The sequence below is a fragment of the Citrobacter sp. Igbk 14 genome (assembly GCF_028069825.1).
Lineage (GTDB): Bacteria > Pseudomonadota > Gammaproteobacteria > Enterobacterales > Enterobacteriaceae > Citrobacter.
Map to the genome: position 1 here is coordinate 1 of NZ_JANEWM010000043.1, position 14722 is coordinate 14722.

At 50.4% G+C, this 14722-nt stretch carries 11 protein-coding genes, 1 tRNA gene and 1 pseudogene; 9 read left to right on the forward strand and 4 right to left on the reverse strand.

Annotated elements, in window-relative coordinates; translation table 11 throughout:
* The 3 genes and pseudogenes from NNN64_RS16080 to NNN64_RS16090 all read right to left on the reverse strand — a co-directional run.
* Positions 1-979 (reverse strand): annotated as a pseudogene (locus tag NNN64_RS16080) (phage head-tail adapter protein); the annotation flags it as partial.
* 98 nt (positions 980-1077) lie between these two features.
* Positions 1078-2262, reverse strand: a complete 1185-nt coding sequence (locus NNN64_RS16085) for a tyrosine-type recombinase/integrase (RefSeq protein ID WP_271442003.1) — start codon at positions 2260-2262, stop codon at positions 1078-1080.
* Between the two features lie 160 nt (positions 2263-2422).
* Positions 2423-2517, reverse strand: a tRNA-Sec gene (locus tag NNN64_RS16090).
* Between the two features lie 290 nt (positions 2518-2807).
* On the opposite strand from NNN64_RS16090, the gene NNN64_RS16095 reads away from it, so the two are divergent.
* The 9 genes from NNN64_RS16095 (at position 2808) to NNN64_RS16135 (ending at position 12895) form a co-directional block, all read left to right on the forward strand.
* Positions 2808-4181, forward strand: coding sequence for a glycoside-pentoside-hexuronide family transporter (locus NNN64_RS16095; protein WP_271442004.1), 1374 nt, complete (start codon positions 2808-2810; stop codon positions 4179-4181).
* A 19-nt stretch (positions 4182-4200) separates the two neighbouring features.
* Positions 4201-6522 carry an alpha-xylosidase gene (gene yicI / locus NNN64_RS16100; RefSeq protein WP_271442005.1) on the forward strand — a complete coding sequence of 774 codons (2322 nt, stop codon included), beginning with the start codon at positions 4201-4203 and terminating at the stop codon, positions 6520-6522.
* A gap of 333 nt (positions 6523-6855) precedes the next feature.
* Positions 6856-8409: a BglG family transcription antiterminator gene (locus NNN64_RS16105; protein WP_271442006.1), complete on the forward strand. Its 1554-nt coding sequence runs from the start codon at positions 6856-6858 to the stop codon at positions 8407-8409.
* 26 nt (positions 8410-8435) lie between these two features.
* The gene (locus NNN64_RS16110) at positions 8436-8906 is read left to right on the forward strand and encodes a PTS sugar transporter subunit IIA (RefSeq protein ID WP_137382127.1); all 471 of its coding nucleotides are present in this window, start codon (positions 8436-8438) and stop codon (positions 8904-8906) included.
* 19 nt (positions 8907-8925) lie between these two features.
* Entirely contained in the window at positions 8926-9246 is a 321-nt protein-coding gene (locus NNN64_RS16115) for a PTS fructose transporter subunit IIB (RefSeq protein WP_271442007.1), read from the forward strand.
* 26 nt (positions 9247-9272) lie between these two features.
* Positions 9273-10364: a PTS fructose transporter subunit IIC gene (locus tag NNN64_RS16120; RefSeq protein WP_271442008.1), complete on the forward strand. Its 1092-nt coding sequence runs from the start codon at positions 9273-9275 to the stop codon at positions 10362-10364.
* Between the two features lie 11 nt (positions 10365-10375).
* Positions 10376-11227 carry a class II fructose-bisphosphate aldolase gene (locus NNN64_RS16125; RefSeq protein WP_271442009.1) on the forward strand — a complete coding sequence of 284 codons (852 nt, stop codon included), beginning with the start codon at positions 10376-10378 and terminating at the stop codon, positions 11225-11227.
* Between the two features lie 80 nt (positions 11228-11307).
* Positions 11308-12168: a ketose-bisphosphate aldolase gene (locus NNN64_RS16130; RefSeq protein ID WP_271442010.1), complete on the forward strand. Its 861-nt coding sequence runs from the start codon at positions 11308-11310 to the stop codon at positions 12166-12168.
* A 49-nt stretch (positions 12169-12217) separates the two neighbouring features.
* Entirely contained in the window at positions 12218-12895 is a 678-nt protein-coding gene (locus NNN64_RS16135) for a D-lyxose/D-mannose family sugar isomerase (RefSeq protein ID WP_271442011.1), read from the forward strand.
* Between the two features lie 41 nt (positions 12896-12936).
* Here the strand turns inward: NNN64_RS16135 and NNN64_RS16140 are convergent, their stop codons facing one another.
* Positions 12937-14646: an AsmA family protein gene (locus NNN64_RS16140; RefSeq protein ID WP_271442012.1), complete on the reverse strand. Its 1710-nt coding sequence runs from the start codon at positions 14644-14646 to the stop codon at positions 12937-12939.
* Positions 14647-14722 lie beyond the last annotated feature (76 nt).

Sequence of the window (14722 nt, forward strand, 5' to 3'; positions counted from 1 at the left end):
GATAATGTACAAAGGAGTCAAATTTTGTAATTTTGATATTGTCATTTTTCTCTAAAATACCTTCCAATAAGGTTATTGCTAAATCGTGCTCATTATTTTTAATTAAATCGATGAATACCAAGTCGATGCTATCCAATGCTCCAGATTTTAGTGATGATTTTTTGACAGCATCAAGCAATAAGTGAAAGATATCTTTAGGGATTTTTTGAAATTCCCAATGACATTGTTGTGCTGCAATAGTTATGATGTCATCATCATTTTTATCTAAAATATGTGAAATGCTATTCTTTATATAAGGCCAAGATTGGCTATGGTTTTTACCAAAATTAATCAATGCTCTGAATAAGTTTATATTGGCAATATTGTTACCTTCGTTCTCACTTGAGGAGTTAAGTAACGATTTGGCCAAAATAATATCACATTCATTTGTTAAATGTAGTCTGCCTATTGTCCAATACGCTTGAGATCTAATAGAGTGGTCACTACTGCTTATCAATTGTTCTGTCTGAGAAAGACACCATGTTGGATCATGGCTATTTGCTGAGGAGATGACCGATGAGATGTACGATATTAAATTCTCAGGGTTTTTCTTAATATAATAGAGTCCCTGTTGAGCATGGAGAAAATCATGTCTACAAAAGTTGTAAATGCCATCGTGAATATCAATGGGAGATTTCTTTCCCTTACTTAATTTTTCTGTTGTTATTAATATATCTTCAATTGAGCATGACATCATTGGTAATGCTAATGAATAAACATTGAATAAAATAAAAAGATCCCGTTCATTGCTTTCAATATCTAGATGTTTATACAATTCATTTAAATCGAATAATTTTTCATTATGTATCTCAGCTAGTATAGTTGGTAGATTTTTAGGGTTTGATCTAATTTCATCTAAGTATATCTGGGTAATTTTTTTCCAGAGTGATTTAGACTTATATGCTTGGATTAGTTCTTCTCTATGGTTATTTTTCTCCATATGGTCATCCTATTTTTTAATGGTTTTCAATAATGGAATGTACATATTTTTCATGGCCTGTTGATCTTATAATAAATGCTGTTTTTGAATATAAAATATTAGTTAACTTTATCTTTTTGACTGCCTAGGAAATCCGCATACCATTGCATCATCTCCCGGCGTTTCTCCAGATACTGCGCATGATTATACGTTCCGCGAATTGCATTCTTATCAATATGTGCGAGCTGTGTTTCAATCCATGCGCTATCAAAGCCATGTTCATGCAAGATTGTAGACATGGTATGCCGGAAACCATGCCCTGTAGCGCGTCCCTTATAACCCAGTAGCTCGATAACTTGATTTACGCTTTCTTTGCTGATTGGCTTCTTACGGCTATTGCGGCCAATAAAGATGTACGGGAAATTTTTGGTGATCGGTTCCAGTTGTTTGAGTAGTTCAATCACCTGACGTGAGAGAGGTACAAGGTGAGGACGACGCATTTTCATTCGCTCTGGCGGGATCTCCCAGAGGGCATTCTCAAAATCAATTTCATCCCATGTTGCGAAACGCATCTCTTGGGTTCTGACACCTGTAAGCATCACAAGTTTTGCTGCGTTTCTGGTAATAAGGCTCCCGGTGTACCCTTCCAAATCGCGGATAAAATAAGGCATCTCGTTCTCGGGCAGCCAGGCATAGTTTTGTTTTTTCGGTGTAGCCAGTGCCATCGCAAGATCCGGGGCTGGATTGTATTTGGCGCGACCCGTGATAATGGCATAACGAAAAACTTCACCACAGCGCTGGCGTACTTTTCGTGTTTTCTCCAGTGCGCCACGTTGCTCGATGCGTTTGAGAACCTGTAGCAATTCTTGCGGCGTAATGTCTCCCATAGGGCGCTGGCCGATAAAAGGAAACACATCTTGTTCGAAGGTTTTGATGATTTCATCACGGTAGCCCAGCGTCCAGCGATCGGCTTTACTACGATGCCACTCCCTACTGACTACCTCAAAAGTCATGGCGTTAGCCTGCTCTCGCAGCGCTTTTTGTGTACGACGTTCGGCCATTGGATCTACACCAGATATGACAAGTTTGCGCGATTTGTCGCGCATTTCTCTGGCTTCGGAGAGGGAGACTAGTGGATAAGCGCCAAAGGACATCAAGCGGGCTTTGTTATCAAAACGATAGCGAAAGCGCCAACCCTTGCTCCCGTTGTGTTCAATCAGCAGCGCCAGGCCCAAACCATCGCTTAGCGAATATGCTTTTTCTTTTGGCTGAGCCCGCTTTATCTCAAGATCTGTGAGTGCCATATGTATAGCCCTGTGTTAGCCACGAAATCCTATACAGATTACTATACATTTTTTGAGCGGATTTCAGAAACCGACTATGGTCACATATGGACGATAATTATTTTAACTTGTTGTTTTTGTAATTATAAATGGACGGATATGGACTGCTATGGAAGGATTTTGGCGGAAGATCACAGGAGTCGAACCTGCCCGGGACCGCTGGCGGCCCCAACTGGATTTGAAGTCCAGCCACCTCACCGGAGATGACGATCTTCCGCGCCTCGATTGCTACATGGAGGCGGGGCGCATTATAGCTACTTCCTACGGTTTCCACACCCCCCCACTCACTTTTTTAACTTCCCTTTCTCCTTACCATGACCAGTTTCAAATAAATCTCTACAAAATCCATCGCTTACACTTCGACACATTTTTCGACGCTACCCCGATCACAGAAAATAAGAATCGTAATTTGATAACGAGATATCGCAATACCCGCGCTCACAGGGATGGTTTACAAGAACTGTAACCGGTATCAGTGCGTGTGAAAGTGCTAACAAGGATGCGTAATGAAAAGTGAGATTTTGTCCGTTAAAGAGAAGATTGGCTACGGCATGGGTGATGCCGCCAGCCACATTATCTTCGATAACGTCATGTTATATATGATGTTCTTCTATACCGATATTTTTGGTATTCCGGCCGGATTTGTCGGCACCATGTTCTTACTGGCCCGCGCGCTGGATGCCATCTCAGACCCTTGCATGGGACTGCTCGCCGACCGCACCCGTTCACGCTGGGGGAAATTCCGCCCGTGGGTGCTATTTGGTGCGCTGCCGTTTGGTCTGGTCTGTGTGCTCGCCTACAGCACGCCGGATCTCAGCCTGCACGGCAAAATGATTTATGCCGCAATCACCTACACGCTGCTGACCCTGCTTTATACCGTGGTGAACATTCCCTATTGTGCGCTGGGCGGCGTGATCACTAATGACCCCACGCAGCGCATCTCCCTGCAGTCATGGCGCTTCGTGCTGGCGACGGCGGGCGGCATGCTCTCCACCGTGCTGATGATGCCGCTGGTTAATCTGATTGGCGGTGAAGATAAAGCGCTGGGCTTCCAGGGCGGGATTGCCGTGCTCTCGGTCGTGGCGTTCCTGATGCTGGCGTTTTGCTTCTTCACCACCAAAGAACGTGTGAAAGCGCCGCCGGGCAGCACTTCAATGCGTGAAGACCTGCGTGATATCTGGCAAAACGATCAATGGCGCATCGTCGGCCTGCTGACCATTCTCAACATCCTTGCCGTCTGCGTTCGCGGCGGGGCGATGATGTATTACGTCACCTGGATTCTGGGCAAGCCGGAAGTGTTTGTGGCCTTCCTCACCACCTATTGTGTCGGCAATCTGATCGGCTCTGCGCTGGCAAAACCGCTGACTGACTGGCAATGCAAAGTGAGTGTCTTCTGGTGGACGAATGCCCTGTTGGCGGTCATCAGCCTGGCAATGTTCTTCGTGCCGATGCACGCCAACCTCACCATGTTCGCTTTCATCTTCGTGATTGGCGTACTGCATCAGCTCGTGACGCCAATCCAGTGGGTAATGATGTCCGACACCGTTGATTACGGCGAGTGGTGCAACGGAAAACGTCTGACGGGTATCAGCTTTGCGGGAACGCTGTTCGTGCTCAAGCTGGGCCTGGCGCTTGGCGGGGCGATGATCGGCTGGATGCTGGCGGGCGGCGGCTACGATGCCGCAGCGAAAACCCAAAATAGCGCCACCATTAGCATCATTATCGCATTGTTCACGATTGTCCCGGCCATTTGCTACCTGCTGAGTGCCGTGATTGCCAAACGTTTCTACACCCTGAAAACCCCGTATCTGACGGAAATTATGAGTCAGTTGGCTCAGGGCGCGCGCCGCAATCAGCAGGATTTTACGACGAAAGAATGACAGAACTAAGGAACTGACGATGAAAATTAGCGACGGAAACTGGCTGACGCAGCCTGGCCTGAATTTAACTCACCCGATTCAGGTGTTCGAGGTTGAACAGCACGGTAACGAGATGATTGTCTACGTTGCGCCGCGCGATGTGCGTGAACGTACATGGCAACTGGATACGCCACTCTTCACCCTGCGCTTTTTCTCGCCGCAGGAAGGCGTGGTTGGGGTGCGAATGGAACACTTCCAGGGCGCGCTGGATACCGGCCCGCATTACCCGCTGAACGTGCTGCAGGACGTCAGCGTCGAGATGCGAAACACCGCTGAATTTGCCGAACTGAAGAGCGGTAATTTGAGCGTGCGGGTCACTAAAGGCGAGTTCTGGTCGCTGGACTTCCTGCGTAACGGCGAACGTATTACCGGCAGCCAGCTGAAAAATAACGGCTATGTCCAGGACACCAACAGCGGGAAAAACTATATGTTTGAACGCCTGGATCTGGGCGTCGGTGAAACGGTGTACGGGCTGGGCGAGCGCTTTACTGCGCTGGTACGTAATGGTCAGACGGTGGAAACCTGGAACCGCGATGGCGGCACCAGTACTGAGCAGTCTTACAAGAACATCCCGTTTTATCTCACCAACCGCGGCTACGGCGTGCTGGTGAACCATCCGCAGTGTGTGTCGTTTGAAATTGGCTCTGAGAAAGTGTCGAAAGTGCAGTTCAGCGTTGAAAGCGAGTATCTGGAATATTTCGTCATCGACGGCCCAACGCCGAAAGCGGTGCTGGATCGCTATACTCGCTTTACCGGTCGTCCGGCGCTGCCGCCCGCCTGGTCGTTCGGCCTGTGGCTGACCACATCGTTCACCACCAATTATGATGAAGCGACGGTGAACAGCTTTATCGACGGTATGGCCGAACGCAACCTGCCGCTTCATGTCTTCCATTTTGACTGCTTCTGGATGAAGGCATTTCAGTGGTGTGATTTTGAGTGGGACCCGGTGACGTTCCCGGATCCGGAAGGGATGATCCGTCGCCTGAAAGAAAAAGGGTTAAAGGTCTGTGTGTGGATCAACCCGTACATTGGCCAGAAATCGCCGCTGTTCAACGAGCTGAAAGAGAAAGGCTATCTGCTTAAACGCCCTGATGGTTCTCTGTGGCAATGGGATAAGTGGCAGCCGGGGCTGGCGATTTATGATTTCACGAATCCTGCGGCCTGCGAGTGGTATGCCAACAAATTGAAAGGCCTGGAGGATATCGGCGTCGATTGCTTCAAAACGGATTTTGGCGAACGTATCCCAACGGATGTGCAGTGGTTTGACGGCGCTGACCCACAAAAAATGCATAACCATTATGCGTTCATCTACAACCAGTTGGTGTGGAACGTACTGAAAGAGACGGTGGGAGAAGAAGAGGCGGTACTTTTTGCCCGCTCTGCGTCTGTCGGTGCACAGCAGTTCCCGGTGCACTGGGGAGGTGATTGCTATGCCAACTACGAATCGATGGCGGAAAGTCTGCGCGGCGGCTTATCTATCGGCCTGTCGGGCTTTGGCTTCTGGAGCCACGATATTGGTGGTTTCGAGAATACTGCGCCAGCACATGTCTATAAACGCTGGTGTGCGTTTGGGCTGCTCTCCAGCCATAGTCGCCTGCACGGCAGCAAATCCTACCGCGTGCCGTGGGCATACGACGATGAATCCTGCGATGTGGTGCGTTTCTTCACTGAGCAAAAATGCCGCATGATGCCGTACCTGTATCGTGAAGCGGTTCGCGCCAGTACCCATGGCACGCCAATGATGCGGGCGATGATGCTGGAGTTCCCGGACGATCCGGCGTGTGATTATCTTGACCGTCAGTACATGCTGGGTGATAGCGTGATGGTGGCTCCGGTGTTCTCGGAAACCGGTGACGTGCAATTTTACCTGCCGGAAGGTGACTGGACGCACCTGTGGCGTAATGACGAGATAACAGGCAGTCGCTGGCATAAGCAGCGGCACGACTTCCTGAGCCTGCCGGTGTATGTGAGGGATAACACGCTGCTGGCGCTGGGGAACAATAATCAGAAGCCGGATTACGCCTGGCACGAAGGGACCGCGTTTCAGTTGTTCCATCTGCAGGAAGGGCGTGAAGCGCTCTGTGAAGTTCCGGCGTCTGACGGCTCGGTTATCTTCACGCTGAAGGTAGTACGAGTGGGCAATACGCTGACCGTGCAGGGTGTCGGTGAAGCGCGTAACTGGACGCTGTGTCTGCGTAATATTCCGCAGGTTAGCGATGTGCAGGGCGGTTCATCTGTGTGCAGCGCGTGGGGAACGGTGGTTACGCCTGGTGAGGAAGATATGTTGAAGATAACCCTATAAGCGCATGTGAATGTGGTGCCGGATGGCGACGCATTGCGTCTTATCCGGCCTACGGTGCGTACAGCGTTCCAGATCTGAAAAGAAAAAATATCCTGACTTAAATTTTTACCTATCCATATTTGCGATCGCTGTCACTCTAATACATGAAAAAAATGTGATCTGCGCTGTAAATATCTCACTATTTCCCTTTTTTGTCTTATTTCTGTCCGGAATACAGGACACGATTTAGTATTGTTGCATCATCGTAGTCCTTTTATATTTATCATCACGGATTACACGTGGAGCATAAATGCTTCTTTAGATATTTAATCTGGTGTGTGATAAGGGTAAATAATGCAAATGATTACCTCGCGACAAAACAGATTATTAAGGTTTCTTCTGTCCCGGAAGGAATATGTCACACTGTTGAAAATTGCTGAGCATTTATCTGTTTCGGAAAAGACTGTACAACGCGATCTGCGTTTACTGGAACAGTGGTTATCGGAATGGAAAATAGCCATTGATAAGCGTGCTGGCGCAGGTGTGATATTAAGTGCCGATAATATTACCGATCTTTTATATTTAGACCAGTTATTAGGAGCGGAGGGTGATGACGCTGACGGCATGATGAATAACTCACGACGCGTCAAGATAGCCTCGCAATTATTAAGCGAAACGCCACATGAAACATCGATCAGTAAATTGTCCGAACGTTATTTTATCAGCAGTGCATCGATAGTTAACGATCTGAAGGTGATTGAATCATGGATTGCCCCGTTGGGTTTATCGCTGATCCGCAGCCAAAGCGGCACGCATATCGAAGGTAGCGAGAGTGGTGTGCGCCAGGCGATGGCATCACTGATCAACGGTGTGATTAACCATAATGAACCCGGTAGTGTGGTTTATTCACGTCTTGACCCGGGGAGCTATAAAGCGCTAGTCCATTATTTTGGTGAGGAAGACGTTTTATTTGTCCAGACGCTGTTGCAGGAAATGGAGAATGATCTGTGCTGGTCGTTAGGCGAACCGTATTACGTCAATATTTTTACTCATATTCTGATCATGATGTATCGCATCACGCGTGGAAATGCCTTACCGCGAAAAGATGAAAATATCACTTCATGTGATGAGAGCATTTTCTCAATTGCCAGCCGCATGATTCAACGTATAGAAAAACGTATAGCCCATTCACTGCCGGAAGACGAAGTCTGGTTTATTTATCAATATATTATCTCGTCTGGCGTCGTGATTGAGGAGCATAACGATGTAAGCGTCATTGGCCATATGCACTCCAGCGATGAAGCGCGGTTGATTACCCATCGACTGATTGCCACCTTCGCCGAGATGGTCGACAGCGATCTCAGTCAGGATAGTGCGCTATATGACGGATTACTGATTCATATTAAGCCGCTGATTAACCGGCTTAACTACCAGATCCGCATTCGCAATCCGCTACTGGAGGATATCAAAGGCGAGCTGCAGGACGTCTGGCGGTTGACCCAATGCGCGGTGAATCGGGTGTTTAGCGGTTGGGGCGAGCGGGCGGTATCGGAAGATGAGGTGGGATATCTTACCGTCCACTTTCAGGCGGCAATGGAGCGCCAGATGGCGCGTAAGCGTGTGCTGTTGGTCTGCTCGACCGGTATTGGCACCTCCCATTTACTCAAGAGTCGCATTCTGCGTGCCTTTCCGGACTGGACCATTGTTGGCGTGGTGTCGGCAGGTAGTTTGCCCTCTGTGCTGACGGACGATATTGAATTGGTGGTGTCGACCATTAATTTACCCGCCATTGCTATGCCTGTCGTGTATGTCACCGCCTTCTTCAATGATGCGGATATTAAGCGGGTAACGGAAACGGTTATTACTGAAAAATTACATCGGGCGACGTCACTGGTCGTTGAAAATTAATGTCTGAACTCCATGAGGTATGATTGATGGATATAACGAAAATACTCAATACGAATCGCGTTATTTTGGACATGAAGGCGACAAACAAAACGGAGGTGATTGAGGAACTGACTGATATTCTGCAAAAAGATGGTGCTATTAGCTGTCGGGAAACGTTTATTCAGGATGTCTGGCAGCGTGAATCTGAGGGATCAACCGGCTTTGAAAATCATATTGCGATCCCGCACGGAAAATCATCAGCGGTGATCAATACGACGCTGGCTATTGGTCGTACCCGCCAGGATATTCCCTGGGAAACGCTGGATGGCAGCAATGTGCGGTGCATTATTTTGTTTGCCGTTCGTCTTGAAGATCAGAACACCACGCATATTCGTCTGCTCTCGCAGGTTGCCGGAGCACTGGCTGACGAAGATATTATTGAACAATTACTGGTCGAAAGCAGTCCACAGAAAATTATTGAGCTATTTAGCCAATATGCTGAATCCAATGTCTGCTAAATAAAAAGTGGAGCATGTTATGAATATTGTTTGTGTTGCCGCCTGTACGGCGGGTATTGCGCACACCTATATTGCCCGTGAGAAATTAATTAAAGGTGCTAAAGCGCTTGGTCATAATATTAAAGTTGAAACCCAGGGCACTATCGGAACGGAAAATGAATTGCTGGCAGAGGATATTTCATCTGCAGATGTCGTGATTCTTGCTGTGGATGTAAAAATAAAAGGTGAGGAACGGTTTTCAAATAAACGCATTGTGCGAGTGAAAACGGAAATAGTCATAAAATCACCGGTTCAGTTTCTTGAAAAGGTTGAAAAATCATTAGTTAACGCAAACCAGTAGCGATCCTCATTTTGGAGGGGTTTCACATGAGTGAAAATAAAATTCCGCTATCTCAGGAAGTTAAAAAGCATTTGTTAACGGGGATTTCGTGGATGATCCCGTTAATTGTTGCCGCTGGGATCTGTATTGCTCTGGGGCAAATACTTGGCGGCACTAACGTGGGTGAAAAAATCGGGACAATACCCTGGATGCTCAACCAGATAGGTGGTTGGGGGATGGGGCTGATTGTACCGCTGATTAGCGCGGCGATTGCCTACTCCATTGCCGATCGCCCCGGATTTGCGCCGGGTCTGATTGTCGGTTTTGTCTGTGGCGAAATTCATACCGGTTTTATTGGCGGAATGCTTGGCGGGTTTCTGGTTGGCTACACCGTTCTGCTGTTGAAACGTTATATCCGTTTACCGCAATCAATGCAGGGGCTGATGCCCATCATGGTGCTACCGGTGTTGAGTACCGTGATTGGCGGCCTGTTGATGATGACGCTGATCGGTAAGCCGATTGCCTGGCTGCAGGATGCGTTGATTCATCTGTTGGAGTCCATGCAGGGCGGGTCCCGTTTTCTGATGGGGGCGATCCTCGGCGCAATGGCGACATTCGACTTCGGCGGACCGGTAAATAAAACCATGTCGCTGTTTGCGGATGGCATGCTGGTTAGCGGCGTGTATGGCCCTGAAGCGGTCAAGTTTGTCGGGTCGATGATCCCACCGTTCGGCATTACGCTCTCCTTCCTGCTGACGCGCCACAAGTACACCCGGGCCGAACGTGAGGCACTGAAGGCGGCATTCCCGATGGGGATCTGCATGATTACCGAAGGCGTTATACCGATTGCGGCACGTGACCTGTTGCGCGTGGTTGGGTCCTGTGTGGTGGCATCAGCGGTGGCGGGCGGCTTGATTATGGTATGGGGTGTCGAAAGTCCGGTTCCGCACGGCGGCATGTTCGTGGTCCCACTCTTCACGCACCCGCTGCTGTTTTGCCTGGCGCTGGGGATCGGGACGGTGATTTGCGGCGTCATGCTGTCGCTGTGGAAGAAACCGGTGACAGAACGTGACGAAGAGTTTGACGAACTCAGCGATCAGAAGCTGAAAGACGAAGAAATCACCTTCACCCTGGAATAACCGGAGGCCGTATGTTTGCCGATATGAAAAGCATGGTGACGAAAGCATGGCGCGAGAAGTATGCGCTGCTGGCCATCAACTGTATGAACCTGGAAAGCGCCCGTGCGGCGGTTCGGGTGGCTGAGAAACATCATGCGCCCATTATTCTGAATCTGTATCAGGGGCATCTGGACCATTTTCCTGCATCGATAGCCGCTGCGGTCGTCAAAACGCTGGCGGATGAAGCCTCGGTGCCGGTCGTGCTGGCACTGGACCACGGCAAAGATCCTGTACGCATCCGCCAGGCTTTTCGCGCCGGGTTTAGTGGCTTGATGATCGACGCTTCGGCGTTTGCGCTGGAGGAAAATATTCGTCAGACCCGTGCAGTTGTGGATTTGGCTGCCAGCGTCTCGCTGTGTGTGGAAGGCGAGTTGGGGCATCTTGCCGATGCTCCACGCTACGACCACGCGACGAACGTTGATTTGATGACCCAGGCTGCTGACGTTGAGCCGTTTATCCAGCAGACCGGGATCGACGTGCTGGCGGTGTCGGTCGGTACGGCGCACGGTATGTATGCGCCGGGTGTGACGCCGGTGATTGATTTCCAGCGCCTTGAGGAGATTGCCCGTTTATCGACGGTGCCACTGGCTCTACATGGCGGCAGCGGTACGCCGTTTGACCAGCTACAGCGTTGTCCGATGTTTGGCGTCGCCAAAATTAACGTTGGCGCGGCGGTTTTTGAAGCCGGAAAAGCCGCATTGCTCCATACCCTGTGTCGCGACAAATCCTGTGAACTTGTTGATGCCCTGGCCCTGATGGAACAGGCCTGCGAAGAAGCCATTATTCCGTATCTGCAGGCCAGCGGCGCTATCGGCAAAGCCTGATTCATTTTCTGTAACGCCTTCTATGCCTCTGCGATGACGCACTGGCAGGGCTTTCTACACCCTGAAACTGGAGAATTAACATGTTAGTTTCGATGAAAGAATTACTGCAGCCTACTCGTCAGCACGGTTTTGCCATTGGTGCCTTCAACGTGGCGGATAGTTGCTTTGTGCGTGCAGTGGTCGAAGAGGCGGAAGCAACCAACACGCCAGCGATTATCTCGATTCACCCCAGCGAGCATGATTTCGTCGGTGATGCGTTTTTTAGCTATGTCCGCGATATCACGATGCGTAGCACAGTGCCGTTTACTCTGCATCTGGACCATGGGGCGTCGGTGGAACATGTCCTGCGGGCGATTCAGTGTGGGTTTACCTCGGTGATGATCGACGGTTCGCTGCTGCCCTATGAGGAAAACGTGGCCCTGACCCGCGAAGTGGTCAAACTGGCGCATGCGGTAGGTGTCTCGGTTGAGGGGGAGTTGGGGACGATCGGCCAGACCGGGACGTCAGTGGAAGGCGGCGTATCAAAAGTCACCTACACCGATCCTGCTCAGGCGCAGGACTTTATCGCCCGTACCGGAGCTGACACGCTGGCAGTAGCGATTGGTACCGCCCACGGGATCTACCCGAAAGGAATGCAGCCAGAGCTGCAAATGAACATTCTGCGTGATATCGCCGGGCGGCTGGATATTCCGCTGGTGCTGCACGGCGGCTCGGCGAACCCGGATGCGGAGATTGCCGAATCTGTCACGCTGGGCGTGGGCAAAATCAATATTTCCAGCGATATGAAGTACGCCTACTTCCAGAAGGTGCGTGAAATTCTGGCGAAAGAAACCTGGTGGGACCCGAACGTGATTTACCCGGAAGCGATTAGCGCCGCACGGGATGTGATCCGCCATAAAATGAAGCTGTTTGGATCTACTGGCAAAGCATCACTTTACTAACGGCATGCAGGCGGGGAAACCCGCCTCTTTCGCGACAAGGAAAAGTGGAATGAAGCGTTCACAAATTAATTATGCCGTTGATAAAGCGCATGCCATCGCCGAGACTTTTCGAATCTGTCTGCCTGACTTTGCGTATTTTACCGTCGACGCTTGGCGGCAACAGGATCAAACTCTGTGGCATGAAGTGCTCGATCTCCAGCTGGGCTGGGATGTCACCGATTTTGGTCGTGGTGATTTTGCGCAAACCGGGCTCACGCTGCTGACGTTGCGCAATGGCGTGTTGGGTTCGGCAAACTATCCCAAACCGTATGCCGAAAAGATGCTGCAAATTCAGCAGGATCAACAAACGCCATGGCATTTTCACACTCATAAAATGGAAGATATTGTCAATCGCGGCGGCGGTGATTTATGTATGCAGCTGGCATGGGCCACGCCCGATGCTCAGTATGACGCGCAGCATATTATTGAGGTAAGTGTGGATGGTCAGCGGCGAACCGTTAAGCCCGGTGAAACGCTGGCGTTGAAACCAGGGCAAGGCATCTGTCTGCCACCCCGTTTGTATCATCGTTTCTGGGCCGAGAAAGCGTTTGTATTGGGCTGGGAAATCTCAATGGTGAATGACGACCGGCACGATAACCACTTTCTTGAGCCTGGGGGACGCTTCCCGGCGATAGAAGAGGACGAGCCGGTGAAATGGTTGTTGTGCAGTGAATATATTCGTTTATGAGCGGAAGTAGGCCCGGTAAGCGAAGCGCCACCGGGCAATAATCACTGCGCAAGTGGCGGCGCTGAGACTTCACTACCGGATACCACACCCGCCTGCATGGTTTGCGTCACCTGCTGTTTATCAGCATTTACAGCATGTAGCTGGCCGTTCACGGTCGGTTTGAGTGGCGCATCTGCCAGAATATTACCGCTGGCCGTAAGCTGAATGTTACCGTCACCAGGAAGCGGTAGTGCTGGCCATCCCCACTGCTGCAGGATAGTCATTGGCACACCACGCCCGTTCAGGCTGACCTGCGCCTGGCGTTGCGGTAACTGCGAAATGCTGGCGGTCGCCTCCAGCAGCCCTTTTTCCGTATAGGCACTTAGCTCGCTGATATTGATGGTGCTGCTGTTCGCGGCGAGGGCCAGAGAAGGTCGGCGCACGTCGGTACGGTTAAACGTCGCAGCAGCGGCATTGAGTGTGGCGCTACCACTCCAGATACCCCACTGATTATTTTGTACCAGCCCGAGGTTGGCGCCATAACCGTCCAGTGCGGTGAGCTGCCATGGGAACAGAGGGTCGATATCGATAATCAGGTTACGGCTGGCGCTGAATTTTTTCAGCGTCAGGCTGTTTAGCCAGGAAGGCAGGGGTTTCATCCACAATTGCTTCCAGTTTTCCGGCAGCGTGTATTCCAGCCCGGCAATGGCAACATCGTCAAGGACTAGCGCCTTGTTACTGCGCAACCAGTTACCGGATGTTCTAACCATACCGCCTTCCCAGCGAGTAGTGAACTGGCGTAGTGCAATGCCCTGCGGTGAGAATTCGGCATTCAGAATGGGGTCGAAAAAGTGCAGTGAACCGTAGATAAACTCACTGGCGTTCATCGACAGCTTCCCTTCCTGAGTTTGCCAGTCGTCCTTGCTGAAGGTCATATTGCGCAAACTCAGATCGAGATCCGTCACCGCCCAGTCAGGACCTTGCAGACGGGCATCCGTCACCTCAAGACGACCAATTTGCAGGGACGGAATTGTGGTTAGTGGTGCGAAAAAATCGACCAGTGATTTATCACTTTGTAGCCGGATATCATTTAACCGCAGGTTCTCCACGACCCAGCTGCCATCAGCATTCCGCTGCGCAACGCCGGTTAACGCGCCGCGTGCGACATCTGCGCCAATGTTACTTAACGTCACGCGGTCATGGTCAATGCTGCCTTCGATCAGCACGTTGATGGTGGGAACGTCGTTAAGCGTTAATGAACTGGCGCTGAGCTGAATTTGCGCTTTGTTGCCGAGAATTTTACCCGCCTCAGGGTTCCAGGGAATAACGCCGCCGTTCACGCGTTGCGCGCTCAGGTTCCACTCACTGCCGGGGCTATTTAATGCCATATCCTGTAGCTGCAGGCGATCGGCCTGGAACGGAAGCGGCGCAGTTTGTTGAGAAAGATTGAGCGTACCGTTTTGCAACAAGATGGTGTCAACGTGCAACGGGTCGGTGATCTGACGACTGCTCAGGCCAATATCAACCGTTTTTGCGACCAGCGTGGCAGGTTGCCCATCACGACCAAAAGTGACATTTTTCAACAGAATATGGGATGGGGAGGAAAACCGGTGATCGATGGCATCAAAAGCCAGGTGGTAGCTGCTGTTCTCTGACACCCATGCGCTGACATGCTCTGCACCCCAACGGGTTTGCAGTAGAAAATAAAGGCCGAGGATCGCCACTGCACAGGCGATCAGCACGTAAATAAGCAGCTTTCCAATAAATTTCATGGTCTTCCATCCCGCGAAGTGCACATAGTCAAGTTATGCACGATTTACGCGCAATCCTCAAGGCGGGAATGGTGAA